This window comes from Acinetobacter brisouii CIP 110357, from assembly GCF_000488275.1.
GTDB classification, from domain to species: domain Bacteria; phylum Pseudomonadota; class Gammaproteobacteria; order Pseudomonadales; family Moraxellaceae; genus Acinetobacter; species Acinetobacter brisouii.
Window position 1 is genome coordinate 100,360 of the sequence record NZ_KI530763.1, and the last position, 26,090, is coordinate 126,449.

Here is a 26,090-nt window from a genome sequence, read left to right on the forward strand (position 1 = left end):
TCATGTCACTACTCCTGCAAATCACGATTTTTTTGGGTGCTGCCCTGTTACTGGTTCCATTGGGGAAGCGTTTTGGTCTGGCCACAGTTTTAGGCTATTTATTCACGGGAATTATTTTAGGGCCGAGTGTCTTCAATATCGCCAGTGACGCCGATGCGATTATGAACATGGCAGAGTTTGGCGTGATTTTGCTGATGTTCCTGATCGGGCTTGAGTTACGTCCGCAGCGTTTATGGCAGTTACGCGAATCCATTTTTGCGATGGGTAGCCTGCAAGTGCTCGGGACAGGCATCGTGATCATGCCAATTCTATATTTCGGGCTGCATTTGTCGCTTGCCAGTAGTTTTGTGATTGGTTTTGCCCTTGCGCTGTCTTCTACCGCCTTTGTGCTGCAACTGCTCAGCGAAAAACAACAGCTGAATACCACTTATGGGCAAAAAGCCTTTTCAGTGTTGCTGTTTCAGGATATTGCCGCCATTCCATTGCTGGCCACCATTCCAATTTTGGCAGGCAACCAGTCTGCTCATCACGGCATTGCCTATTTCGCAGCGATTCTTGCCACCTTTAGCGGTTTGTTTTTATTTAGTCGTTTTGTCATGCGCCCGTTTTTTCGCTTTGTTGCCAAAAGTGGCGCCAGTGAACTGATTACTGCGGTGGCACTATTTATTGTGCTGTCGGTGGTACTGCTGATGCAAACCCTCGGCATTAGCGTCACACTCGGAGCATTTTTAACAGGTGTGTTACTGGCAGATTCCGAATTTCGGCATGAACTTGAAGCCAGCATTGCACCATTTAAAGGCTTGCTACTGGGCTTGTTTTTTATGACCGTGGGCATGACCACACAGCTTTCTTTGCTACAAACCATGCCTGAAATCATCGTGGGTGGTGCGGTTGCCCTGTTACTGATTAAAGCCAGCATTATGACGCTGATTGGGCGTTATTATCATAACAACTGGAAAAACAGCCTGTTGCTGGGGACTTGTCTGGCGCAAGGTGGTGAATTTGCTTTTGTGGTGCTCACCACTGCCCAAGATGCGGGTGTATTGAAAAGCCATTTGCTCGAACCTGTCAGCCTGATCGTGACGCTTTCCATGACCTTAACCCCACTGCTGTACTGGGTGGTGAGTCGCTGGATTGCACCACGTTTTGACCGTCAGGAACAGCCTGCCTACGATGACATTCCCAATCAGCATAATCCGATGATTATTGCGGGGTTTGGGCGTTTCGGGCAGATTATTGCGCGGGTTGCCCGTCTGCAACATATTCCCTTTACCGCGATTGACCATAGCCTGCAACAAATCGACTTTGTACGCAAATACGGCGGCACACTGTACTATGGTGATGTGACCCAGCCTGAAATCTTGCGCTCGGCGGGCATTGAACATGTCAAAATTTTTATTCTGGCGATTGATGATGTCGAAGACTCGCTCAATGTGGCTCGGCACATTACCCTGAACTATCCGAATATTACCCTGCTGGCTCGGGCACGTGACCGCCATCATGTACATTTGCTACGAGATTTGGGCGTGCATTATATTTGGCGCGAAACCTATTTATCATCACTGGGTATGGCATATCGTGCCTTACGTGAACTGGGCATTGATGATGCCACGGCGTATCAGAAAATCGAGCTGTTCCGTGATTACGATGAAAAGCTGTTATTGGAACAGCAAAATATTTACAATGATGAACAGAAAATCTTTGAAACACACCGTAATGCACTGGCTGAACTGGAACATCTGTTTGAAAGTGATGCCTTTGCTGAAAATAAAAGCGATGATGTCAATTTACGTCGCGGTTTAGATCAACAACGCATCAATGTGGCACGGGATGAGTCTGAGTAACTTGTGTTTTATAATATCATCTCCATTAAGACAGGGTCTTGGAGAAATATATGTCTAATTTACGTCAACGCTTTTATATTGAAAACTGCCCTGTTCGTGGCGAAGTGGTTCATCTGGAAGAAACTCTGCAAACCATTTTGCAGCAGCGTCAGTATCCACAAGCTGTACAGATTTTACTGGGTGAAATGCTCAGTGCCACAGCGCTACTTGCCAGTACCTTAAAAATCAAGGGACGCATCAGCCTGCAAATTCAGGCACAAGGCACGTTTAAATGGGCGATGGCAGAATGTAACCATTTGGGTGAAGTGCGTGCTTTAGCCGACTTTGAAGCAGATCCACGTTTTGAACAGGCTACAGATAGCAGCACAGTATTATCTGCACTGCACCAACCAGTTTTGTTTATCAATATCGAACCTGAGTTTGGCGAGCGTTATCAGGGGATTGTACCTTTAGATCAGCCAAATCTGGCAAGCTGCCTGATGCAGTACTATGATTTGTCAGCACAAATTCCAACGCATATTGTCTTGGCAAGCAATGAAAAACGCACAGGTGGTTTACTGATTCAGCTTCTGCCGCGCAACAGCGAAGAAGAACAGCGTTTTGTCGATGAAGACTTGTGGCCTCGTCTGATTATGCTGACCGAAACTCTGAAAGATGAAGAACTCACCGACCTAAGCGCCAATGAAATTCTATACCGTTTATATAACGAAGAAGATGTGCGTTTACCGGAACTGGAACAACTTCAATTTGGTTGCACCTGTTCTAAAGAAAAATGTGCCAATGCCCTGATTCAGATTGGCGTTTCTGCAGTCAAAGAAACTCTGGAATTTCAAAACCCAATCGAGATGGACTGCCAGTTCTGCAACACCAAATATCAATTTACTGCTGAAGAAGCGCTTGGTTTGTTTGGCGAGCATCTCAGTTAAATGACTAAACCTAAGATGAATTGAAGAACTGCTTCAATTCATCTACTTACAGGTAGCATCCCTCACATGGGATATAAAAATTAATTTCATAAACTAATCTGCACCCATCAAATTTTCTACTGACGATAATCTGCCTTTAGCCACATTCAGCTCAATAGAGCAACTCATTGCATTGAGTCTCACAACAAAACCCAGAAACCATATTTTGTGAAAATACTTCTGTGCGATGAATTTTAAAATTTCACGATCTGTATATTCAATTGAATGCACAACGCCTGTTGAAATCTATAAAAATCGTTTCATAATGATGAAAAGATAACCATAAGCAGCGATGAAGCTATGCCAAAAAATTACTACGAAGAACTAGGAGTCAACCGCAAGGCGAGCGCAGACGAAATCAAAAAAGCCTATCGCAAACTGGCGCGTAAATACCATCCTGACATTAGCAAAGAAAGTGATGCTGAAGCCAAAATGCAAGCCATCAATGTCGCCTATGACACGCTCAGCAACCCTGAAAAAAAAGCAGAATATGATCAAATGTTAGATCATCCACAGGGCTTTGCTGGTTTTGGTGGGCAAGCAGGTCAAGGCGGTTTTGATGAAGCCCAGTTTTATCGTCAGGGCAATGCCTCAGATTTTCATGGTTTTGAAGATTTATTTGGGCGGTTTGGGTCAGGTTTTGGTGGGGCGCAGCGTAAGCAGTCTTCTTATCGGGGGGAAGATCAACATGCCAGCATAGAAGTGCCAATTGATGTGGCATATCACGGTACAACCCAACAAATTACACTACAGATTCCTACCATCAATGCCTATGGCGAACCTGAAGTCCAGCGTAAAACCTTGCAAGTCAAGATTCCCAAAGGCATGAAAGAAGGTCAGCAAATTCGCCTGTCTGGTCAAGGTCAGGTCGGAATACGTGGTGGAGCCAGCGGTGACCTGTATATTGAAATTCGTTACCAAGATACCGACAGCGTTCGGGTTGAAGGCAGTGATGTCTATGTGACTGTGCCAATTAGCCCTTGGGAAGCCGCACTTGGACATGGCATCACCGTAAATACGCCTGCAGGTGCGTTACAGGTCAACATTCCTAAAAATGCAAAACAGGGCCAACAATTACGTTTAAAAGACAAAGGCATTCCCAATAAAACCGCAGGACATTTATATCTAGTTCTCAATATCGTCTTTCCAACTGCTCACAATGAGCAACAGCAACATGCTTATCAACAATTGGCGGCAAGTTTTCCAGACTTTAATCCGCGTCAAGGCTAAGGAGTTGAGCTATGACTACTATCTATTATCGTGAAATTCTCTGTGATGACTGCACCGATTCGGAAATCATGGATGACCAACTCAGTTTCACTTTGGCCCAATTTGCTGAGACATGTGGGCAATCGCCAGAATGGATTCTGCAACTACTCGAATACGATATATTACCCACCCGTTCCGACACGGCAGAGCATGTTTTTTTAGGTGAAGATCTCAGTCGGGCACGCCGAGCCTATCGTTTACAACGAGACTTTGACGCCTCATTTTCAGCCGTTGCCATGATGCTCGACCTAATTGATGAAGTGCAAAAACTGCGTAAGCAGGTCAGACATGCAAACTTCGAATAAGCGGAGAATTTTTACAAAATACTGGAATATTTTTTATACAAAGTACTGTAAAAAAACCAAATAATCACATAAGATTTATAAGGAATTAAAAAACTCACAAGCAGTATAAATTGCGTTGCATTTGTTGATGCGGTGCAAATATAACAATCTAATATTTACACAAGGAGCAACCATGTTTCCAGAATATCGCGCACTCATTAGCAAGTTAAAACAGGAAGATGCTCATTTTTCCAAACTGTTTGACGAACACAACGCACTTGATCATGAAATCATTCGTTTAGAGCAAGATCCCGTGACTTCTGGACTAGAAGAAATTGAAACGCTCAAACTGAAAAAACTTAAATTAAAAGAAGAACTGTACGATATGTTGAAACGTGCAGATGATGTCTAATCAAAACAGACTTCGATGACATTAAAAAAGACGGGTAATAGCTCGTCTTTTTTTATTGTGGATCCAATAAGCTCAATACTCAGCATCAAGCCAGTTTAAGCACTCTTTTTATGTAACATCTGAAATAGCGACTCACCAAACAAAACCTGATCGATTACATCCAGAACCGCTTCTTGCTGGTTACTTTTTTCAGTGACAAAGTTAGCGGCCTGTTTCAGCTCATCGACGGCATTGGCAACTGCAAAGCCATAACCTGACTGTTTCACCATTTCAAGGTCATTGTAGTTATCACCAATCGCCAAGACTTGATCATTCGAGACTTTCCAGCGTTGTTGCAGCAACTGCAAACCGTGTGCTTTGTGACGATTTGGAACAATCAGGTCAATAAAGCCAAAACCACTCGATACCATTTTGACCGAACCATCTGCAATAAAGTCACACCATTGCAAGTCTTCGCAGAGTTCAGCAAAATCATAATCTCGGGTATCTAAAGTCACCTTACAGATATGGTCTTGCACCTGTGCCAAATCTGGAAGCTGTTGCAATGACTTAAAGTATTTATTGAGTTTTTCCAGATTTTGCTCTGGAACGGCATGATCAATATACGCGCCTTGCTTACCACATAAAATCAGTGAACTGGCATAACGCTCGGCAATTTGCGTACGCATACGCTCGACCAAGTCCGAAGAAAAATGTGCAAAGGAAACTTCTTCTTCAGCATCCATGACGTATGCGCCATTTTCAGAGACGAAAGCAATCTGGTGAGCAATTTCAGGAAAGTAATTTTTGAGAGTGGAGAGTTGATTGCCACTGGCAACAACAAAATGAATACCACGTTGTTGAAGTTGTTGATACTGTTTTAAAAAGCGTGCTTTGTTATATTTTTTATCTTCGTTAAGAAAAGTTCCATCCATATCTACTACAATAATTTTAACTGTCATTTACACCTCTGGTTTTGTTTTTGTTCATCCCATTATGCACACAAAGGATTGCGGTTTTGTGAAAAAAATTAGACTAAAGGCGAATATTTTTAAGTTTTATTACAAAAGCATCAGTAAATAACGTTCAGTCTTGGCGAATCGCATGAGAATAAACGGTACAACATCCCTTTGACTTAAAATATATGACCATTCCTATAAAGCGATGCGATTTAGGCTAAGCGACTCGGTAGCCCCATAGCCTACCTGCTTTATTTAAATTTAGTGATCTTTTCAACTTCTTTCAGGGTCTGCTTAATTGGTTCGTAATCTAAAAACCAAAATAAGTTTACGCTACGATGATGGTGCTGCTGTGCAAGCATATCAATCACACTCTTTTCACCACGCCCCACCAAATGACGGCGATAAAAATATATGACCAGCAGCACGGTACACATGAGCATCACGATCAGCATGACCCAAAAACCAACAGGTGATTTCAAGCCTGGAATAAATTCAAAATTCATTCCATAAACTCCCGTCAACAAAGTTAAAGGCGCAAATACTGCGGTAATGATGGCTAAAATTCGCATATTTTCATTAGTCTGATTGGAAATCGCCGAAAAATGCAGATCAATTGCTGCCTGAATCGAACTGCGCAAGCGTGCGGTATGTTTCTGAATCCGTTCAATATGGCTCACCAGATCGTTAATACGCACTAGCATAATATCGAGTGCTTCACGGTGTTGCTCGCCCACCAAATGGTGATAGTTTTCTACGATCTCATCCCGCAGTTCCTGCAAGGTTTCAATCTGTTCTTCACATAAATTTTCGACTTGCTGGAACGCCATGTTTTCTTGCAACAACTGATGCCATTGTTTGAAATTCCCATGCCCTTGTAACAGCTCACGCTGCCAATACTCTACACGGCGCGTCAATGGTGACCGCAATTCCAAATAATCATCAATCATGCTATTTAAAATGCGCAATGACAGATTCAGAGGGGTATTGGGAAGTTTACGTAGACGATTTTGTTCTTCAGGCGAACGATGCATAAACCCATGCAAACGCTCAATATAATTTTCAATGGCTTTGTTGCCCTTCTCACGCACGGTCACCAATGCCCGTGAACTCATACAAAACCCAACAGGGGTTGTCACCAAACCAAAATCACTACTATGAGTTTCCGAGTTTTTATCAGTGAGGTTAATGCGATCATTCAGTGTAATCAGTTTACGAAAGATCAGGAAATCATAATCTTCCATCGCATCAAAAGAACATGGATGCTCAATATTTAAAATATCCTGTACATGAAATTCATTTAAGGCCAAATTTGCCAAAGCATGTAGTTTTTCCTGCCATTCATCACTTTTACCGACCACATCCTGCCTTAAACAATCAACCCAGACAAAATCCAGCACATAAAATTCAGACTGTTCTTGGCTAATGAAGGCATAGTTTTCGTCGGGGTGATGGTAAAAGTAATAAATCTGCATATATTCACATTTAAAAATACATTAAAGTTTTTATCATGCCATAAAAAAAGCCCGCTTCAAGCGGACTTTCTTTATCAGACAACAGCGAGATTATGCTTGTGCAACATCTTTCATTGTCAATTTAATACGACCACGGTTGTCTACATCGGCAACCTGAACGTTAATTTCTTGACCTTCTTTCAATACGTCAGTCACGTTAGCAATACGCTCATTTGAAATTTGAGAAATATGCAACAAACCATCTGTACCAGGCATGATGTTTACAAATGCACCAAATTCTACAATGCGAATGACTTTACCTTGATAGATTTTACCTGGCTCAACTTCAGCAGTGAGTGCCTGAATCTTGGCAATTGCAGCACGTGCAGCCGCTTTAGATTCACCAAATACGCGTACTGTACCGTTGTCTTCAATGTCAATCGCCGCTTTAGTTTCTTCAGTAATTTGACGGATAGTTGCACCGCCTTTACCAATCACGTCACGGATTTTGTCTGGATTAATCGTAATCACTTCAAAAGTTGGTGCGTGCATTGAAATTTCAGGGCGAGCACGAGAAATCACTTTGTTCATTTCATTCAGGATGTGCATACGACCAGCAAATGCTTGGTTTAACGCAACTTCCATGATTTCTTCAGTGATACCTTCGATCTTGATGTCCATTTGAAGTGCAGTAATACCGTTGGCAGAACCTGCTACTTTAAAGTCCATGTCACCAAGGTGGTCTTCGTCACCCAAGATGTCAGAAAGAACTGCGAAACGTTCGCCTTCTTTCACTAGACCCATTGCGATACCCGCAACTGGGGCTTTAAGTGGAACACCTGCATCCATAAGTGATAGAGAAGCACCACATACTGAAGCCATTGAAGATGAACCGTTAGATTCCGTAATATCAGATACGATACGGATTACATACGGGAAGCGGTCTGCTGCAGGAAGAACAGCTTGTACACCACGGCGAGCCAAACGGCCATGACCGATTTCACGGCGTTTAGGTCCAGATTCACGACCAGTTTCACCAACAGAGTATGCTGGGAAGTTGTAGTGCAACATGAAGTTGTCAGTTTTAGTACCTGCAAGGGTATCAACCATCAATGCATCACGTGTGTTACCCAAAGTTGTTGTGACCAACGCCTGAGTTTCACCACGAGTGAACAATGCAGAACCGTGCGCACGGTCTAACACGCCAACTTGTACGTCAAGCGCACGAACTGTTTTAGTGTCACGACCATCAATACGTGGTTTACCAGACAAGATATTGTCACGTACAGTGCGATATTTAAGGTCTTCAAACAATTCGTTTACGTCGTCAGCGATACCATCGACATCTTCTTCTGGAACGAATTGAGCAACAGCTTCTGCTTGAAGCGCATCAAGTGCCGCATAACGGTCTTGTTTCACTGCAATGGTGTAAGCTTCAGAAATTTTTGCTTCAAATGCTTCTTTCAGTTTCGCACGCAATTCTTCGTTTTTGGTTGGAGCAACCCAAGTTGATTCTGCTGCACCAACAGCTGCTGCAAATTCTTTAATCGCTTGAATCGCGATTTGTTGTTCGTCATGACCAAACAATACTGCACCAAGCATTTGGTCTTCTGAAAGCTCTTTCGCTTCAGATTCAACCATCAATACTGCTGATTCTGTACCTGCAACGACAAGGTCAAGATCACTTTCTTTTAGTTGTTCATAGTTCGGGTTAAGAACGTATTCACCGTTGATTAAACCAACACGCGCACCACCGATTGGGCCACGGAACGGTGTACCTGCAATCGCAAGCGCAGCAGAAGTACCGAGCATCGCAGCAATGTCAGCGTCCATAGTTTTGTCAGAAGACACAACAGTGGCTGTCACTTGAATTTCGTTGTAATAACCTTCTGGGAACAACGGACGAATTGGACGGTCAATCAAACGTGAAATCAAAGTTTCTGCTTCAGAAGCACGACCTTCACGCTTACCATAACCACCAGGGATACGACCTGCAGCATATTGTTTTTCTTGGTAGTTCACTGTTAACGGGAAGAAATCCTGACCAGCTTTTGCAGTTGGCTGAGCCACAACTGCAACAAGAACAGTTACCCCACCCATAGTAATCAATACAGAATTGGCTTGGCGTGCAACACGACCAGTTTCCAAAACGACTTGGTATTGACCATACTGGAATTCTTTACGAACAATATTAAACATCGACATATATTGTATTTTCCTAGTTCTTTTTGAACAATTATTCTAGTGGAGACCCCTAAGGTTTGGCATTCACAACACAAAGCGGAAATAAATGACAAAGCTTAGAAGCCGACCTCACTAGATGTTAGACACGAAGAAGGAGCGAATATTCGCCCCTTCTAAAATAGCTTAGCAAGCTAAGCTTTGCTTGATTTTCAGCGACGAAGTCAGAAACATTCGAAATACCGAAAAATAAGCCTAAATCGAATTAACGACGTAAACCTAAAGCGCCGATCAAAGCAGTGTAACGACCATGATCTTTACCGTTTAAGTAGTCAAGTAATTTACGGCGTTGGTTAACCATACGGATCAAACCACGACGGCTATGATGGTCGTGTTTGTGTTCTTTGAAGTGACCTTGCAAATCATTGATTTGTGCAGTTAACAAAGCAACTTGTACTTCTGGTGAACCAGTGTCATTTTCTGCACGAGCAAATTTAGCAACGATTTCTGCGCGGTCTTGGTTAGTTAAAGCCATTCGATTACTCCGAGATGCTTAAAAATAAATAAAAAATGATATATATCAACAAACTAATATAATTAATTTACTGATTGCCGTGCATCACTACAGCAAGTCATCTATTTTAAGTCAAAAGCTAAGCGATTGCAAAAAAAGCGTGGGATTCAATCAATTTTTTATGAAAACAATAAAAAAAATGCAAAAGCCCAAACGGTGTTATTGGTTTGGGCTTTTGTACGCTGTAGTTTCTTGTTTTGCTTTGTTGTTATTCTGAGCGGTTGAGTCGCGCTTCTTAGTTAGTTATTTATTTAACGTCCTAATTTGGGCTTATCATGCTTCCTTAGCAACAATGTTCGCATAAAAATAGTGGGTCACCTATGGGCGTTATCTCAAGCTAATGTAAGCAAAAACTTACAAAACAAACACGATTAAAATACTCAAGAAACATAATTTCATAAAATTTATGAAAAAATATTCAATAAATTCAAATAAATAAAACCAAATAAAAGATTATACCTATAGTTTTATATATTTAAAAGAGTTGACCGTTCGATACAAATATTTACATGTTCAATTTCTCAACTTTACATAAAAACAAAATGGATCAGTGGTTCTGTATAGATGAATCAAAATGATTCACAGGTCTAAATCTTCAGGATATAAAAAAACCCTGTAGTCTCTCCCAAAACTACAAGGTTTAGTGGCTGTAAGTTTCCTGCGTATGACTCACGTCCCGTAAGTTTGCTGTCTATTGACTATTATTATTCTTATGCAGTTATAATTTAGCTCATCCATGCTAAATTAATTTGGCAAAACCATAGTATGAACATCTAACTGACTAAACTATTCGGCAATTTCCTTATTTAATGTAAGCCATTTCTTACATTAGCCCCTATTGTAAAATAAAACTTTACTATTCAATGGATTGTTCAATTTTTCTAATCAAACCACTGTGTCGAACCGTCTGACAGGTTAATGCCTGAGCGAAAGCTGCCCGATCTACCAGCAATGACACCGCTTTCTTTGCCCGAGTAATGGCCGTATAGATCAGCTCCTGACTTAATAGCTTTTCCGCTTGAGCATCAAGTACAACAGCCGTATGCGCAAATTCTGAACCTTGCGACTTATGGATGGTGAGTGCAAATGCTGTAGCAATATTTTTAGGTAAGCGCTGGGCAATCACCCATTTTTGTAAGCTTGGAAAAAACACCGAAAACTGCTGATGATCTTCTTTCTGAAAAAAGCAGATCCCGATATCACCATTGGCAAGTCCAAGCTGGTCATCATTTTCTGTCATCATGACAGGACGGCCAATATACCAATCCCCAACTGCCTGCGTATAAGGCAGTAGTATTTTGAGTAATTGCTGCTGCATAAACTGGTTGATACGTTCCAGACCAAACTCACCGTGATGAATCGCAGTCAAAATACGATAATGGTCAAAACAGGCAATGACTTGCTCGACCTCAGCCTGTGACTGTTCACCCTGCAAATAAGCCAGTAAACTTTGAGTATAGTCTTCAAAGCCTGACCATAATTGCTGCAATGCCTGTTCTATGGCAGTTTCAGCATTTAAATACTGTAACTGAACCAAATCTTTTTGAATGCTGTTTAGATCAAGAATCTGCAACTGTCCCGCCGCAACAACCTCTTGCTCAAATGTATCTAATACTTGGGCAGCATTCAGTTGTCGAGCCGTCACCTGCTGAATAAAACGTGCCATTTTCCCAATTAAAGCATCATCACTAAAACGCCGACTATTGAGCAAATTGACACGGTACGGCTGTAAGCGTTTAGGTTGCTGTAAATCGGCCAGCACCGACCCGACATCTACCGATGCCAACTGCTGTGCATCCCCCAACAAAATCAGGCGGGCATGATCAGGAATGGCCTCAAACAATAAGGTTGCCAGATTTAAATCCAGCATCGAGGCTTCATCGACAATAATCAGATCATACGGTAAGGGTTGCTGGGCGGTAAACTTTGCCTGCCCTTGCCTACCTATTCCAAGCAAGCGATGCAATGTCACAGGTTTTAATAACAACAGTTCAGGCTGAATCAGGCCTTGCTGTTGCAGATCAGGATCACTAAAAGAAAGCTGCAAAGCTTCCTGCATACGTTGGGCAGCCTTACCTGTGGGGGCAGCCATCGCAATACGCAAATGAGGCAAGCAATGGTTTAAAACTGCCACGATTCGTGCCAGCGTGTAGGTTTTCCCTGTCCCAGGCCCACCTGTAATCATATTTAAAGCGGACTGTCCAACCATCTGCAAAGCTTGCTGCTGATATGGATCAGGTAATAACGATAAATAACTGGAGGTATCGACCTGAGTGGGCTGCTGAGCAATCAGGCGCTGTACTTGATGAGCTAGACGTTGCTCAAGTGCAAAATAGCGATACAAAAATAAAGCCTGCCCATCGAAGATAAAAGGAGCAACCTGAGCTGGATGCATACTCACCAGTGACCCAAGTTGCTGCGCTTGCTGCTCCGTACAGCGAACACAACTGTCACCACAAGCTTTTGCCATAAACAATTGTGAAATGTAGAGTATAACATCAGCATTTTCGCTTGACTTTACAAGGCTTTTTGTCAGATACTTCGCCCACTTTTCAGCCCAGACAAAATTTTCCCGCTGCTCTGGCATGATTTCCTGCATTATCATCTAGTTATCCTCATACTTATTCACATAGATATCAACAGAGTTATACCCAAAGTTGTCCACAATTTAAGCTTTTGTTTTTTATCAACTTAGCCAAGTTATGCACTTTTTTGCACCCTGTTCTGTACATGCGTATAACCCAAAATGGCGTCTAGCCTTAAAATAAACTCAGGTTCTGGTCGCCAGTAATAACTGCCAAATCCAGCCTGAGCCGACATGCCACGCAAATACAGATAACTTGCCCCACCCAGATGCTGCTCAATCGCATAATTTTCCAAACGAGTTTGCAAATAACGGTGTAAGGCAACCAGATAAATACTGGCCTGTAGCCAATAGCTGCTTTGCGACATATTTTGCTGAATGCCCAGCGCACTATAATCTTGCAGGCTATCGCCCAAATAATTGCTTTTATAGTCGGCAATATAAAAGCGCCCCTGATGCTCATACACCAAATCGATTGCGCCATTTAAATAACGTGCAGATTCGGCAGGATTAAACTCAGGCATATATAAGCCATATTCTTGAAAGAGCGCATGTAAGCGTTGCACCGCAAAGACCTGATCCGACAGCGCCATAAAAAATGGAAACTCCGCCAGATGCTGTGCAGGCTCGAGCTGCTGCAAATAAAAATCACCATGAATAGGTGTCGTTAAAATCTGAGTCAACCATTGTTGAATTTCGGCAACCGCGCAGTCTTCAAGTGTCGTCTCAACATGCAAATCACTGCGCTGTTGATAACGCTCCAATAACTGTTGCCATAAGTAAATATCATCATTTTTAAAACGACGGCGAATTTCATAATGCCAGCTATCATTTTGCTGAAAATCCAGATGTTCAAAAATTCCATGCAAGAAATTCCCTGCATGTGTACCTTGTGGAAACTGGCGCTGAATCCACGGTAATTTGTCCCGTCCTTGTGAAAGCGCGGTCATTGGCATAAGTGGCTGCCATTCATCTTCTGCCGCTTGTTGTTCACCGCTATATTCTGCCAGTAAGTCTTTGGCTTGCTGTCTGGACAAATGCTGCGCCAACCCTGTAAAACTGGTTCGCACGCGTGGATAAAAGCGCTTTTGAGGCAATGGCAATACCTGTAGTTCAGTAACCGTTTCAGGTGTCGTAGAAACAATTGGCTTTGGACATTCGGTTAAAAAAACTGCTTCGCCACTGGCAGGATGCTGAAACGCTTCCGCCTGATTTTTCCAAAATGCCAAGCCTGTGGTGGATGTGCCTTTATGGTCTTGCAACACGGCATAGACCCGATAACTGGCACGGGTCAGCGCCACATACCAGAGACGATGCTGCTCGGCTTCAAGGCGCAGTTGATGCTGATCCAAATCGGTCTGTGGAAGATTATCCTTATCATGAATCGCAATCACACGCTGCGCTTCAAGTTGCTGAGTTTGCGGGTTGAGCTGTTCTACCGTCGAAAAATTCAGTTGTTTGTTGGGTTCACTGTGTTTGCCATCAGCATTCAGTAAAAATACGATTTTAAACTCCAGTCCTTTAGACTGGTGAATGGTCATGAGTTGCACACCCGCAGCCGTAGAGAGCTTACGTTCCAGTTCCCACTCCCGATCGCTCGGTTTTTGCACCTGCGTCATGTACCAGTGATACAGGTTTTGCGCCCCCTGATACTGCCCACTGTGTTGACTAAGCAGCTCGGTCAGATGACGTAAATTTACTACAACACGTTCATTGTCACGGCTTTGACTCGCCACCACAGTTTGCCACACCGCAAAACGCTGCAATAAATACTGCCACGCAGTCAAAAAATTACGCGCCAGCCACAGCTCACGCACATGGTCAAATTCTAAAATATATTGACTCAGACCATCGGCTTGGGCTTGTAAATCCATCAGTTCTTTCAGGGTCAGACCAAACAGACGGCTCAGCAATGCACGCTTGAGTTTGGCTTCATGATAAGGCTCTAAAATTGCGGTCAGGACTGCGGCAACATCTTTGGCAATCTGGCTATCAAATACACTGCGTTTGGCAGGGCGATTGACCCGAATATTCAAGCGTTCCAGTACATGTTGCACCTGATCCAAACCATCATGATTTTTGGACAGCACCGCAATATCATCGACAATCAACGCCCGTGAGCCTGAACTCTCGGCAAAATACAATTGTCCTTGTGCCGACTGATTCAGCAACTGTCGAATTTGCCATGCCACCTGTTCATGGGCAGGCTGTTTTTCAGGAATACTCAGCCAGCGTAAGGGCTGCGGGTTTTCCTGCGCATGATCAATCAAGGCAGGATGAGGACGATGCCCTGCCTGCACGGGATAATAGATGACTTGCTCACCAAAATCGGGCTGCTGCTGGAACAAGGCATCCACCACTTCAACCAAAGGTTGAATCGAGCGTTGATTATGAATCAGTTGATAGAACTTGCCTGCCTTTTGCTGTACATCCTGATGCGCTTTAATAAAAGTCAGCATGTCGCCGCCACGAAAACCGTAAATAGCCTGCTTACGGTCGCCAACCATAATCATGCAGCTTTGACCATAACGCTGCGGATGCCGCCAGATACTCGCCAGCATATCGTCCTGATCCTGGTTGGTATCCTGAAACTCATCCACCAAAATAAGCGGATAACGGTTTTGCACAAAAGCTGCAAATTTTTGCCCCTGCTCACCCTGTAAGGCTTCTGCCAGTGTGCGGATTTGCTGGGAAAAAGTGGTTTCGCCATGTTGTTGCAACAGCTGTGGCAAACGCTTTTTCACTTCCTGACACAGATAAAATTGCAAAGACGTATTAAATTGTTTTAAATCTTTTTGAATCTTAAGTTTTGTTTCTAAAATATTTTTTAACGACACAATCATAGGATGCTGATAAAAAGAATCCTGAATGTGTTGATCGCATTTATTAAAAATACTGGTTCGTGGTTTACCTTTTGAATCTAAAAATAAAACCTCGATGTCTTTCAATATGCGTTGATCAAAATATAGATGAACACCTTGTGTACGGATCTGCTGAATAATTCGTGGCAAACCTGTAGTAAAAATGCCATGGAAACGATCACTTGCAAACGCTTTCTTATTGATCAATTTATAATATGCGCCATCCAGCAAATAGTAATCTTGCAACTCTTCCCAATGTTGCGATGGTGTCGATACAAATTGATTTAAAGCCGACTCAAATTCAACAATACTGAAAGTAGGCACATCAACGCTTTTAAACTGGGCATTACTAAAATTCAGGCTTTTTTCAACCACCTCGACATAACTGTCAACTCGCCCAAGCTCACCACTGATATATAACCAGTCAACCAACTGCTGAGGCTGTGCCTGAATCCACTCACGTAAAATGTCATGCACCAGTTGCCGCGTATACTGCTTGGCCTGATCGGTAATTTCGGCATGTTCAATTTTGCCACTTTCAAATGCAAACTCGCGCAACAGCTTTTGGCTAAAACTGTCGAGCGTTCCCACGAACAGTTCATCCAGCTGATCAACAACCAGTTTGAGGCGTTCACAAGCATAACCGACCTGATGGGCAAACTGACCGAGAATCTTGGCTTGTAAGGGATCGCTACACTGTTGGGCAAACACCTGATTTTCTTGTTCTGTGAAACTACGCCGAGCATCAAAAAAACGCTGGCTTTCTTGTAAGCGCTTACGAATACGGGTTTTTAACTCTGCTGCTGCCGCGCGGGTAAACGTGGTGGCAATCACCTGACGCGGTAAATATTGCTCCAGTAAAATCCGCACCATCAGGCTGGATAAAGTAAATGTCTTGCCCGAACCTGCGGATGCTTCAATCCAGTGCAAACCGCTAAAATCAATATCGTGAATCGGAGTGGTTGAAATACTGGTTTTATTCTTATTCATTAGGCATGTTCTACTGCATGTTGATACTGGTAAATAGGCGCATACAAACTATAGGCAAAACGCTGACAAGCGTATTGCAGTAACAAATCAGCATCTTGTTCTTGCAAAATAAACTGCCAGTCGTCGTGATACTGCGTGGAACGATCTTCATGAATTGAAAAGAGGCTGTTAAAGTTTCCGCCACCTTGCCACTGTTTCAACAGATTTTTTTCAGGCTCCACGATCTGCATATTGCCCTGCTCATCGGCTTGCCATTCTAAGGTTTTACCCGCTTCGAGCGGTTTCAATAACAATGCCGCAGGCAACACCAAAGGTGAAGTTTGCCCATAATCCCATGCCTTCAACCATTCATCCAAATAAGCTTTTGCCTGTACTGAACTCAGCCCTTCACAAATCAGGGTGCTGTTGCTAAATACCACTATACGTTTCAGCTGCTTACCTTGTTCTCCAAGATTTAAATACGTCAACCACAGTAAGTATTCCAACCATGTTTTGGCACGGCGTTCAGCGCGGGCACTGGATGGGTTCAGACTGACCCAATCCTGCTGTGGCTGTTTGGGAATCACAATTCGCATGTGTAACTTGTCGCGCAGATGCAAAGTCTGTCCTGTGGTTTCAGTCGGTGCAGCAGCATATTGTTGTAACTGGGTCAAAAGTTGTTGATGTTCTAACTGACCGAGCTGCCACGCGCTGTGCTGAGTTTTACCGACAGGCAAACGGTCTTGCAACAGCTCGGTACTTGCAGCATCCTGCTGCTGTAAAAACTCGCGCAAGCTATAACGTCCCAAACCATCGAGTAACAATGGTTCAACTTCATCAGGTAAATCCTGCATACGCAGATTTTCAACCCCAAGGGTTTTTAAATACAACTGCGCAGGAAAGGCCATGTCATTTAACCACTGCTGACTGCTAAGCATAATTACATCGGTTTCAGGCAGCGTATAAGTTTGATTACTCCACGGCTGACGTTGCCCTGTGGCTTGCTGAATTTGCTGAGCTACAGTAAACCACTGGTCTTGATAGCGCAGATATTCGGCTGTAAAACCTTGCAAGTCAAAAGGTTGTAACGGGTGTACCCGATATAAACTCAGTACATGCTGTGGAATCTCCAAATCTGCATACTCTACAGTTGCATCAATCTCGGCATCGGGCTGCTCGGATGCCACAATGTAGCCAATATGATCCAGCAGTTCTTGCAAAACACTAGATGGCTGACGCACTTCACCATCGCTAATATCAAAACCATTATAAAATAGCCAGAGTTGCTCTTTGGCCAGCAGCAGCGCATCTAAAAATGCACCCTGATCATCTTCCAGACGCGAACGATCCCCCAACTGTGGTCGTAAACTTTGCATCAAATCAAACGGAGTATGTGTTTGTCGGTTTGGGAATTTTCCACTGTCCAGATTCAGCATGACCACCAGACGATACGGCAACGGGCGAATCTGCCCGATTTGACTAAAAGTAATCTGTCCGCTGGGTTCAGCCTGATCGAACTGGCTGTCGAGCTGCTGCTGAATTTCTTGCAAAACCACACCCAGTGGCAGGCTAAAATCCTGTAATGCCACCTGTGGTGAATGTTGCTGTTTTTGATAATGTACCGACAAGGTCAGCATACGAATGTGTTTACGCACCATGTCGTAGGCAGCACCAAGTGCAGTCACACCTGCCTGCTGGAACTCGTGAATATCTTGCTGAATCTGATACAGCCAGTGTTCAACGGTATGATTTTGACCGAGTTCATGCAAAATCAGCCAATCACGACGCTGCGCCAAATCTTCATAAATGTTGATCAGTGTCGCAATTAACTCAAAATCACTCGGCAACACTTGGGCATAGCTCAGCGTTCCTTCAAACAGTACATGCTCAGGAATCGCCACCCCAAGTGCCAAACGGTCTAAGGCAAATTTAAAACTAAAACGATAATCGCGATCTTCTGGGCTCAGCTGACGTGCCAGATGGGCGTCGTCCAACCCGCGCTTAAAACCTGCCTGAGTCAGCAACTGCAACGCTCGCTGGGTTTGTGAGGTATCTAAACCATAGCGCTGCTGCGTGGCAGGCAAACTCAACCAGTCGGCAAACTGTTCAAACTGGAAACGCCCATGTGGCAACTGAATCCGATCACACACTGCCTGCCATGCCTGACTCATATCCAGCTGTGCTACTCCACCAATTTTGACAGGCAGATACGGTGCTTGCTGGGCATTTTGTACCCGTGGTGGCGGTGCAAAGACACTGCGAATATGAGGCTCAAGTGCTTTGATGTCTGGCGTTAACACCAAAATATCATTCAGACGGTGCGGTTGTTCAGCCGTGCCCTGTGCCAGCCAGTGCAACAGTTGATCCTTCAAGACTTCAAGCTGACGCAATGCAGAATGACAAACATGAACCTGAATCGACTGATCGTCGGGAGAAAGCTCAAATTGATGCTTTTCGGGTTCCATCAGGTACAGTACATCCGACTGGATTTTACCGAGCAAACTCTCAGAATAATCTTCATCGAACAAATCAAGCCATTGTCCTTCTTCCCCCGAAGACAAATGTGATAACAACGAGAAATGGTCACGCGCCTGCTTGCCAAAACGGGTCAATAATGGATGACGTGACTCACGCGCTTCGGCATTAAAATTGAGGGTAAATTCATCAAAGAAACGTTGCAGATCGGCATCGGAGGCTTGCGGATGTTTTTGCAAAAAGCGCTGTTTGACCCCAAGGTCATAGCGTTTCTTCCAGTTCGGGTCGACACTGTCCGCCCAGTATTCCTGCGAAGGGTTGTAGTGCAAAATCACCACGTCCAAGTATTGCCCTAAACGTCGTAAAAATTGTAACTGAGTCGGGGGCAAATCCAGCACAGTAAAAATCAGCAATTGCTGTGGTAGGCGTTTTAGCGCGGCTTTACGCTGCTCTGGGTCATCAAGAATTGCCCAAAAATCGTGGTCGATCTGCTGCATTTGCACAAAGTCAGCATGAAAGACTTCCTGCCACAACCAGCGCTGCCATGCTTCAAGCTGCTGTACCTGTTCCAGTTGATACAGTGCGATGCCGTGTTCGTCAGCCTGAAATAATCGCTCGATATCCAGTTCTCGGTTATTGCCCCAAGCCTTAAGCCAGTTTTGCGGGCAACCACATGGCTCGTGCCAATGGTGCTGGCATTGCCCCCGGTAAACCATGTAATGGCTAAACACTCGTGACACCTGCTCGGATACCCAGTACAGCATGTTTTGTTTTTTGAGTTGCTGTTGCAAACCTTGTGTTAAATGCGCTGCACTGTCGTAAATGCGCTGCACAATGCTATACAGCGGATGCTCGGCAGCAAGGCTGAGCTGTTCGGGTTCAATATAGGGTTTTAACGCTTCATAAATACGCCACTGCATCACCAAACGTGGAATATTGGCTTGGCGCACTTGTTCTTTATTTTCTAGAACCTGTTGATAGGCGTACCATTGAAAGGTCTGAATCCGTTGATGATACAACTGGTTGGCACTAATGCCCTGATACTGAGAAATCTGCTGCTGTAGCCATTGTTCCACCGCAGCACTCGGCACCACAAAATGCTGCTGTTGTAACACCTGTAAGGGATGGCTTTCTGTCTGACTAATTTGGGCTAACAGCGTTTGCAATAACAGTTCTAATCGCTGACTTTGACAAACATGAATACCCATAAATCACTTTTCTCGCTGTATTTTTGCAGAATGGAGGCAATTTGCACAAATTGACACACAGATTGTACTATTTCTTTAACATGACTTATGTCATTTTAAAAAACAATACGTTGTGATCATAATGACTGTATTTCAAGTAAAATAGCACCTCAACTGGTAAAGACTTTATGAAAATTGATCATATTCCCGACTCAATTAATCCTGATTTGAATCTGGAACAGGTACGCCAAAACTGCTTGGCTTTAGCGAAAAAACGCGCCTATCTGTCTGCGGGAGCTGCGGTCATTCCTGTGCCTTTTTTAGATGTGGTGGTCGATGTCGGTATTTTATCGAAACTGATTCCTGAAATTAACCAGCAATTTGGACTCGACCCTGAACACATCAGCGTGTATGACCCGAAAACCCGTGAAATTCACTGGCAGGAACTGCGCAAACGCGGTGTGCAATTTTCAGGCTTAATGGTGGCACGCACAGGCGTCAAAAAATCATTGAACGGTTTTATTGGCAAAATGGTGACCAAACAAGTCTCCAAATTTATTCCTTTAGGCGGTCAAATTGTTGCTGCCAGTCTGGGTTATTTGGTCTTTAAAAAAATTGCATCTGCACATGTTGAAGACTGCTACCAACTAGCAAAACGCATTCAACTTAAACAAAAAGCCCAAACAGTTGTGGGCTAACATCAGGCGGATTACTCCGCCTTTAACTGATTTAAAATGGCTTGCATAATGTCCAGTCGCGCCTGACGCTTACTGTCGGTAGAAATCACATGCCACGGCGCGTAAGCTGTATTGGTCAGATAAAACATATCAGAGGCGGACTCCATATAGTCATCCCATTTTGCCCGATTACGCCAGTCATCACTGGTAATTTTAAAGCGTTTGTGTGGTGTTTCTTCACGAATTTTGAAGCGCTGTTCCTGCTCATCCTTACTAATGGCTAACCAAAATTTAATCACAATGGTCTGAGTATCGACCAAATCTTTTTCAAAGCGGTTAATTTCCTCATAAGCACGTTGCCACTCAAAATCTGCTGCCAGATTTTCAATGCGCTCGACCAGCACTCGACCATACCAAGAACGGTCAAAAATACTGATCGGGCTGGCATTTTCGAGTTTTGTCCAGAAACGCCACAGATATGGATGATGCCGTTCATAATGCTCAGGTGCAGCGATACAGTGAATATCGTATTCACGCGGATCGAGGTTTTTTACGATTCGGCGTATTGCTCCCCCCTTGCCTGCAGCGTCCATTCCTTCAAACACAATGACCACTTTACGCTGATTGTAACGCAAGCAATCCGCGACCTTACGCGAAAGCTTTTTAAGCTGTGCCCTATAGTCTTTTTTACTGATTTCAGGATGCGTAATTGCAGATAAATTTTGTGGAATTGGGGCTTGTGGCCATTGATTTGCGACTAGACCGCTATGTCTAGGCAAATCTTTAAATGCCAAGAGTAAATGCTGGGCAAATTCGCGGTTACGCTGATGCTGATCTTCGCAATCCAGTACAACCCAGTCCTCGCTATAGCGCTCACGTAAACGCTGGATGTTGTCATACTGTTTTTTATTGCGCCAGTCCAGACCATGCAATTTATGCCATTTCTCCTCAGAGGGATTCATATTGTCCAGACGTTTTTGCAAAGATTTCCACGACAAGTCAAACCAGAATTTGATGACATCGACCTGATTGTTTTTTAGATCCTGTTCGAACTTGCGCATTTGCTGAATATACGCATCGAACATGGTGTCATCCAAAGGCTTGGAGACATGCATGGCGGTATTGAGTAAGTCGTTGTACCAGTTACTAAACAGCACCACCACTTGCCCTTCGGCAGGAATCACCTGAGCATACGGCTGCCAAAAAGGTTGTTTGTTGTTAAAAAAATTCGGTGGCTCGGCATAGACATGCAAATAACGTGGATCAACCCATTCACGCAGTTGCTTGACTGCTTCGCCTTTACCTGCCAATTCAATACCACTCATAATGACTAGAACGCTTTTACCGTGATCACTCCCTCGACTATTTCGCAGGCGGTATTGGGCTTCAATGAGGTCAAAGGAAAGCTGATGATCATGTTTTATTTTTTCTGGTTTTACACTTTGATCCATACTGAGTGACCTATGCTTTTTCAATTCTTCTATCTGGCATGATACTACACTCAGTTCAGGCATATACCATCCACTCCCATCAAAAAACAAAAGGCAGGAATTCCCTGCCTTGTTTCTGTATCATTTTCAACATGTTAAATATCCCGACAAGCAAGATTCATAGTGTCGGATTTAGGTGGCTAAAACTGCTTGTAGCACCTGTTGTTCCAGTTCAGCAAAGCCAATACCTTTTTGACGGGGACGTGGCAGGTTCACTTTAAACTGCTGCGCAATATGCCCTTTATCCAGCAAAATTATACGGTCTGCCAGTTGTACTGCTTCACTGACATCGTGCGTCACCAAAATTGCGGTAAAGCCCTGCTCACGCCACAAGCGTTCAATCAGATTTTGCATGTCCAAACGGGTCAAGGCATCCAGTGCACCAAGTGGTTCATCCAGCAATAAAATCCGCGGACGATGCGCCAAGGCACGTGCCAATGCTGAACGCTGACGTTGCCCGCCCGAAAGCTGACTTGGCCACAATTTGGCTTTTTCTTTTAGCCCAACTTTTTCCAGTAAGGCTATCGCCTGCTCAGACTGCTGCTTAGGCAACCCGAGTTTGACATTGTCTTCTATGCTTTTCCACGGCAACAAACGCGGGTCTTGGAACATCACCCGAATATCATCTGCCTGAATCGTGGTACTGTGTGCAGGTGCTGTAAAACCGATTTTCCCCTGACTGGCTTGCTCCAAACCTGCAACCAGACGTAATAAGGTACTTTTACCACAGCCACTACGCCCGACAATCGCCAGAAACTCTCCTGCCTGAATATCCAGATCAAGATTTTCCAGTACCATGACACTGCCATAATATTTGTTGAGTTGCTGAATATGAATTTCAGCGCCTGTGGTCGGGGCAACTTTACACTGGGGCGAGATGACTAGCTCATCCGCGTAATCTGCAATACTTAAATCCGTCATGATGCTCTCCTCAATCGTGTTGATAACCCGCATGCCAGCGCAGTAAATAGCGTTCCAGATATTGGGCAAGAACATCTGCCAGTTTGCCCAGTAAGGCGTAAAGTAAAATACCGACCAAGACCACATCGGTTTGCAAGAATTCACGTGCATTCATGGTCATATAACCAATGCCTGCCTGCGCAGAAATGGTTTCTGCAACAATCAACAATACCCAGACCAGACCAAGTGCAAAGCGCAAACCGACCAAAATCGAAGGCATTGCTCCAGGTAAAATGATGTCTTTATACAATTGCCAACGGGTCAAACCATAGCTTTTACCCATTTCGATCAACTGTGGATCAACCGAACGAATGCCATGATAGGTGTTGATATACATTGGGAAAAATACCCCGATGGCGACCAGGAACAGTTTTGCCGATTCATCAATCCCGAACCACAAAATCACCAGTGGAATAAGCGCCAGTGCAGGGATATTACGAATCATCTGCAAGGTGGTATCCAGTAAATTCGAGGCAATTCTGGATGAACCATTGAGTAACCCGAGCAGCAAGCCCAAACCACCACCGACCAATAAACCGAGCAAGGCACGCCCCGCGCTAATCTTGACGTGATGCCACAGTTCACCACTAATTAACAGCGACCAAAAAGCACTGAGCACTGCAGTCGGTGCAGGTAAAATCCGGCTTTCCAGCCAACCTGTCACCGACGCCACTTGCCAGAAAATCACCAATACCACGGGCACCAGCCAAGGCAACGTACGTTGCCCCAGCCGTTTTACCACTTGGGTCATACAGCCTCCTCTGCCCGTTGACGTTTTTTGTCTTCATCAGGCACATAATTGTTGGCAATAATTTCGCCAAAAGGCCCAGTCAAATTCGGCTGTGACAATTTTTGGCGAGTTTCCAGTGGCAATAACGGGAACACCAGTTCGGCAAAACGGATCGATTCTTCCAGATGCGGATAGCCCGAGAAAATAAAGGTCCCAATACCCAAATCGGCATATTCTTGAATACGTGCCGCAACGGTTTCAGGGTCACCCACCAATGCCGTGCCTGCACCACCACGTACCAAGCCAATGCCTGCCCACAAGTTTGGTGACACTTCCAGTTTGTCACGGCGACCGCCATGCAAGGCTGCCATGCGGTGCTGCCCGACTGAATCCATTTGTGCAAATTTCTTCTGGGCTGCGGCAATGGTGCTGTCATCAACATATTGAATCAGGTCGTTGGCAGCTGCCCATGCTTCTTCATTGGTTTCTCGTACAATCACATGCAAACGGATACCGTAGTTCAAAGTACGCCCTTTAGCTTCTGCTTTGGCACGCACTGCTTCGATTTTTTCTTTCACCGCAGCAGGTGGCTCGCCCCAAGTCAGGTAGGTATCAACCTGTTCTGTCGCCAAATCAATTGCAACATCTGAAGAACCGCCAAACCACAGTGGTGGATGAGGGTGTTGCACAGGTGGATAAAGTAGTTTGGCATCATCGACATTTAAGTGTTTGCCGTGGAAGCTAAATGATTCGCCTGTGTGTGAGCGGGTTAAAATTTCACGCCAGATTTTCACGTATTCATTGGCAGTTTCATAGCGGGTGGTATGGTCTTCATACAAGCCATCGCCTTTGAGTTCTTGTTCATCACCCCCCGTCACCAAGTTAAGTAACACACGGCCATTGGACAAACGGTCAAAGGTTGCTGCCATACGTGCAGTCAACGCTGGCGTAGTCACCCCAGGGCGTAACGCCACCAGAAATTTCAGTTTTTTAGTGGCATCAATCAAGCTTGCTGCCGTAATCCACGGATCTTCACATGAACGTCCCGTCGGAATGAGCACCCCTTCATAGCCCAAATTATCCACGGCAACCGCAATCTGCTTCATGTAAGCGTGGTCAACCTGACGTGCGCCTTTGCTGGTACCTAAATAACGGCTGTCACCATGAGTGGGAATAAACCAGAAAATTTTCATTGTGTTGTTCCTTTAAATGTCTAAGTCTTTAAAACTCAGAGCGCGCTTAGTGCTGCGCCCAGATAATTTGGTTGATCTCGATGGAATTTGGGATCAACTTCTCTTGATAAAAACGATTTGCAATATCTTGCTGTGCCTTGACCACATCAGGGGTAATCGCCTGTGTTAGTGACGGTTTATAGCGTTTGTCGAGTACACGCTGTGCAATCTCGGCATTTAAGCCTGTAGCTTGTTGATACAAGTGCAATGACTCTTTTGGATGATCGACAATCCACTGTGCGGCATGGTTCAGTGCGGTTAAGAACTGTGTAGTTTCTTGTGAATGGGCTTTGACAAAGTCAGGATTGCCAATCACAAAGTTATAGGTCGTTTCAAAGGCTGTGCCGTCAATAATCGGGCGGGCATGTCCTTCCACTTCAGCCGCGCTACGGAACGGTTCCCAGATCGCCCATGCATCCACCGATTTTTTATCCAGTGCTGCACGGGCATCGGCAGGTGCCAACCAGATCGGTTGAATGTCATTCCAAGTCAGATTGGCTTTTTTCAGCACACGCCCGAGCAAGTCATGCGCACTGGAACCTTTTTGTACCGCAATGCGTTTACCTTTTAGGTCGGCAATGGTCTTGATCGGACTATCGTTCGGCACAAGAACCGCTTGCCATTTGGGATGCACATTTTCATAACCGACATAGACAATGCCTTTATTGGCCGCTTGGGCAAAAATCGGGGGAGTATTTCCAACCGAACCGAGATCAACTGCACCGACTGCCAAAGCTTCTAACATTTGCGGCCCTGCGGGGAATTCTTTCCATTCGATCTTGGTTTTTGGAAACTCTTTTTCCAATAAATGCTGCTGTTTTAAAACAATTGAATTTAAAGATGATTTTTGAAATCCAATACTCAGGGTTTTTAGCTCAGCTGCGTTCTTTGCTACTGGTGCAGATGCCTGTGCAGGGGCAGTTTCAGACTTCTGGCACGCTGCAAGTAACACCGTGACACTGGTCAAGGCTACAAGGCTGGTGCTTCGTAAATAGCTCATGTCT

General features: G+C 44.3%; 18 protein-coding genes. 6 read left to right on the forward strand and 12 right to left on the reverse strand.

Annotated elements, in window-relative coordinates:
* Positions 1 to 2 precede the first annotated feature (2 nt).
* The 5 genes from P255_RS11360 (at position 3) to P255_RS11380 (ending at position 4,774) form a co-directional block, all read left to right on the forward strand.
* A complete protein-coding gene (locus tag P255_RS11360) occupies positions 3 to 1,844 on the forward strand; it encodes a monovalent cation:proton antiporter-2 (CPA2) family protein (RefSeq protein ID WP_004902374.1) in 1,842 nt (613 codons plus the stop codon).
* A gap of 50 nt (positions 1,845 to 1,894) precedes the next feature.
* Complete coding sequence (gene hslO / locus P255_RS11365) at positions 1,895 to 2,770, forward strand: Hsp33 family molecular chaperone HslO (RefSeq protein WP_004902377.1); 876 nt, start codon at positions 1,895 to 1,897, stop codon at positions 2,768 to 2,770.
* A gap of 339 nt (positions 2,771 to 3,109) precedes the next feature.
* The gene (locus tag P255_RS11370) at positions 3,110 to 4,039 is read left to right on the forward strand and encodes a DnaJ C-terminal domain-containing protein (RefSeq protein ID WP_004902379.1); all 930 of its coding nucleotides are present in this window, start codon (positions 3,110 to 3,112) and stop codon (positions 4,037 to 4,039) included.
* Between the two features lie 11 nt (positions 4,040 to 4,050).
* Complete coding sequence (locus P255_RS11375; RefSeq protein WP_004902381.1) at positions 4,051 to 4,383, forward strand: chaperone modulator CbpM; 333 nt, start codon at positions 4,051 to 4,053, stop codon at positions 4,381 to 4,383.
* A 172-nt stretch (positions 4,384 to 4,555) separates the two neighbouring features.
* Positions 4,556 to 4,774 carry an HP1242/YdcH family protein gene (locus P255_RS11380; protein ID WP_004902383.1) on the forward strand — a complete coding sequence of 73 codons (219 nt, stop codon included), beginning with the start codon at positions 4,556 to 4,558 and terminating at the stop codon, positions 4,772 to 4,774.
* A gap of 95 nt (positions 4,775 to 4,869) precedes the next feature.
* Here P255_RS11380 and P255_RS11385 read toward each other — a convergent pair whose 3' ends face one another.
* The 7 genes from P255_RS11385 to P255_RS11415 form a co-directional block, all read right to left on the reverse strand.
* Positions 4,870 to 5,715 (reverse strand): Cof-type HAD-IIB family hydrolase, encoded by an 846-nt coding sequence (locus tag P255_RS11385; RefSeq protein WP_004902386.1) that lies wholly within the window; start codon positions 5,713 to 5,715, stop codon positions 4,870 to 4,872.
* Between the two features lie 248 nt (positions 5,716 to 5,963).
* Complete coding sequence (locus P255_RS11390) at positions 5,964 to 7,187, reverse strand: magnesium transporter CorA family protein (RefSeq protein WP_004902389.1); 1,224 nt, start codon at positions 7,185 to 7,187, stop codon at positions 5,964 to 5,966.
* A 90-nt stretch (positions 7,188 to 7,277) separates the two neighbouring features.
* Entirely contained in the window at positions 7,278 to 9,365 is a 2,088-nt protein-coding gene (pnp, locus tag P255_RS11395; protein ID WP_171063638.1) for a polyribonucleotide nucleotidyltransferase, read from the reverse strand.
* Between the two features lie 247 nt (positions 9,366 to 9,612).
* Positions 9,613 to 9,882, reverse strand: a complete 270-nt coding sequence (rpsO, locus tag P255_RS11400) for a 30S ribosomal protein S15 (protein ID WP_004749819.1) — start codon at positions 9,880 to 9,882, stop codon at positions 9,613 to 9,615.
* Positions 9,883 to 10,777: 895 nt separating this feature from the next.
* Complete coding sequence (gene recD / locus P255_RS11405) at positions 10,778 to 12,520, reverse strand: exodeoxyribonuclease V subunit alpha (RefSeq protein WP_035365496.1); 1,743 nt, start codon at positions 12,518 to 12,520, stop codon at positions 10,778 to 10,780.
* 101 nt (positions 12,521 to 12,621) lie between these two features.
* Entirely contained in the window at positions 12,622 to 16,356 is a 3,735-nt protein-coding gene (locus tag P255_RS11410) for a UvrD-helicase domain-containing protein (protein ID WP_004902393.1), read from the reverse strand.
* Positions 16,356 to 20,018: an exodeoxyribonuclease V subunit gamma gene (locus P255_RS11415; RefSeq protein ID WP_004902395.1), complete on the reverse strand. Its 3,663-nt coding sequence runs from the start codon at positions 20,016 to 20,018 to the stop codon at positions 16,356 to 16,358. The genes P255_RS11410 and P255_RS11415 overlap by 1 nt, the downstream gene beginning before the upstream one ends.
* A 167-nt stretch (positions 20,019 to 20,185) precedes the next feature.
* Between P255_RS11415 and P255_RS11420 the strand changes: the two genes are divergently transcribed.
* On the forward strand, positions 20,186 to 20,695 hold the full coding sequence (locus tag P255_RS11420) for a hypothetical protein (protein ID WP_004902398.1): 510 nt from the start codon (positions 20,186 to 20,188) through the stop codon (positions 20,693 to 20,695).
* Positions 20,696 to 20,706: 11 nt separating this feature from the next.
* On the opposite strand, the gene pap is transcribed toward P255_RS11420, so the two are convergent.
* The 5 genes from pap to P255_RS11445 all read right to left on the reverse strand — a co-directional run bounded on the left by pap (position 20,707) and on the right by P255_RS11445 (position 26,086).
* Positions 20,707 to 22,125 (reverse strand): polyphosphate:AMP phosphotransferase, encoded by a 1,419-nt coding sequence (gene pap / locus P255_RS11425; protein WP_035365499.1) that lies wholly within the window; start codon positions 22,123 to 22,125, stop codon positions 20,707 to 20,709.
* 171 nt (positions 22,126 to 22,296) lie between these two features.
* Positions 22,297 to 23,085 carry an ABC transporter ATP-binding protein gene (locus P255_RS11430; protein ID WP_004902402.1) on the reverse strand — a complete coding sequence of 263 codons (789 nt, stop codon included), beginning with the start codon at positions 23,083 to 23,085 and terminating at the stop codon, positions 22,297 to 22,299.
* A 10-nt stretch (positions 23,086 to 23,095) separates the two neighbouring features.
* Positions 23,096 to 23,875, reverse strand: coding sequence for an aliphatic sulfonate ABC transporter permease SsuC (gene ssuC, locus P255_RS11435; protein ID WP_004749826.1), 780 nt, complete (start codon positions 23,873 to 23,875; stop codon positions 23,096 to 23,098).
* Positions 23,872 to 25,047, reverse strand: coding sequence for an FMNH2-dependent alkanesulfonate monooxygenase (gene ssuD / locus P255_RS11440; protein ID WP_004902404.1), 1,176 nt, complete (start codon positions 25,045 to 25,047; stop codon positions 23,872 to 23,874). Before ssuD ends, ssuC begins: the two co-directional genes overlap by 4 nt.
* Before the next feature lie 46 nt (positions 25,048 to 25,093).
* Complete coding sequence (locus P255_RS11445) at positions 25,094 to 26,086, reverse strand: aliphatic sulfonate ABC transporter substrate-binding protein (protein WP_004902407.1); 993 nt, start codon at positions 26,084 to 26,086, stop codon at positions 25,094 to 25,096.
* Positions 26,087 to 26,090 lie beyond the last annotated feature (4 nt).

Bases quoted from the DNA above. Each gene is read 5' to 3' on its own strand.
- P255_RS11360 (WP_004902374.1), top strand. From the start codon at position 3: ATGTCACTACTCCTGCAAATCACGATTTTTTTGGGTGCTGCCCTGTTA.
- hslO (WP_004902377.1), top strand. From the start codon at position 1,895: ATGTCTAATTTACGTCAACGCTTTTATATTGAAAACTGCCCTGTTCGT.
- P255_RS11370 (WP_004902379.1), top strand. From the start codon at position 3,110: ATGCCAAAAAATTACTACGAAGAACTAGGAGTCAACCGCAAGGCGAGC.
- P255_RS11375 (WP_004902381.1), top strand. From the start codon at position 4,051: ATGACTACTATCTATTATCGTGAAATTCTCTGTGATGACTGCACCGAT.
- P255_RS11380 (WP_004902383.1), top strand. From the start codon at position 4,556: ATGTTTCCAGAATATCGCGCACTCATTAGCAAGTTAAAACAGGAAGAT.
- P255_RS11385 (WP_004902386.1), bottom strand. From the start codon at position 5,715: ATGACAGTTAAAATTATTGTAGTAGATATGGATGGAACTTTTCTTAAC.
- P255_RS11390 (WP_004902389.1), bottom strand. From the start codon at position 7,187: ATGCAGATTTATTACTTTTACCATCACCCCGACGAAAACTATGCCTTC.
- pnp (WP_171063638.1), bottom strand. From the start codon at position 9,365: ATGTTTAATATTGTTCGTAAAGAATTCCAGTATGGTCAATACCAAGTC.
- rpsO (WP_004749819.1), bottom strand. From the start codon at position 9,882: ATGGCTTTAACTAACCAAGACCGCGCAGAAATCGTTGCTAAATTTGCT.
- recD (WP_035365496.1), bottom strand. From the start codon at position 12,520: ATGCAGGAAATCATGCCAGAGCAGCGGGAAAATTTTGTCTGGGCTGAA.
- P255_RS11410 (WP_004902393.1), bottom strand. From the start codon at position 16,356: ATGAATAAGAATAAAACCAGTATTTCAACCACTCCGATTCACGATATT.
- P255_RS11415 (WP_004902395.1), bottom strand. From the start codon at position 20,018: ATGGGTATTCATGTTTGTCAAAGTCAGCGATTAGAACTGTTATTGCAA.
- P255_RS11420 (WP_004902398.1), top strand. From the start codon at position 20,186: ATGAAAATTGATCATATTCCCGACTCAATTAATCCTGATTTGAATCTG.
- pap (WP_035365499.1), bottom strand. From the start codon at position 22,125: ATGGATCAAAGTGTAAAACCAGAAAAAATAAAACATGATCATCAGCTT.
- P255_RS11430 (WP_004902402.1), bottom strand. From the start codon at position 23,085: ATGACGGATTTAAGTATTGCAGATTACGCGGATGAGCTAGTCATCTCG.
- ssuC (WP_004749826.1), bottom strand. From the start codon at position 23,875: ATGACCCAAGTGGTAAAACGGCTGGGGCAACGTACGTTGCCTTGGCTG.
- ssuD (WP_004902404.1), bottom strand. From the start codon at position 25,047: ATGAAAATTTTCTGGTTTATTCCCACTCATGGTGACAGCCGTTATTTA.
- P255_RS11445 (WP_004902407.1), bottom strand. From the start codon at position 26,086: ATGAGCTATTTACGAAGCACCAGCCTTGTAGCCTTGACCAGTGTCACG.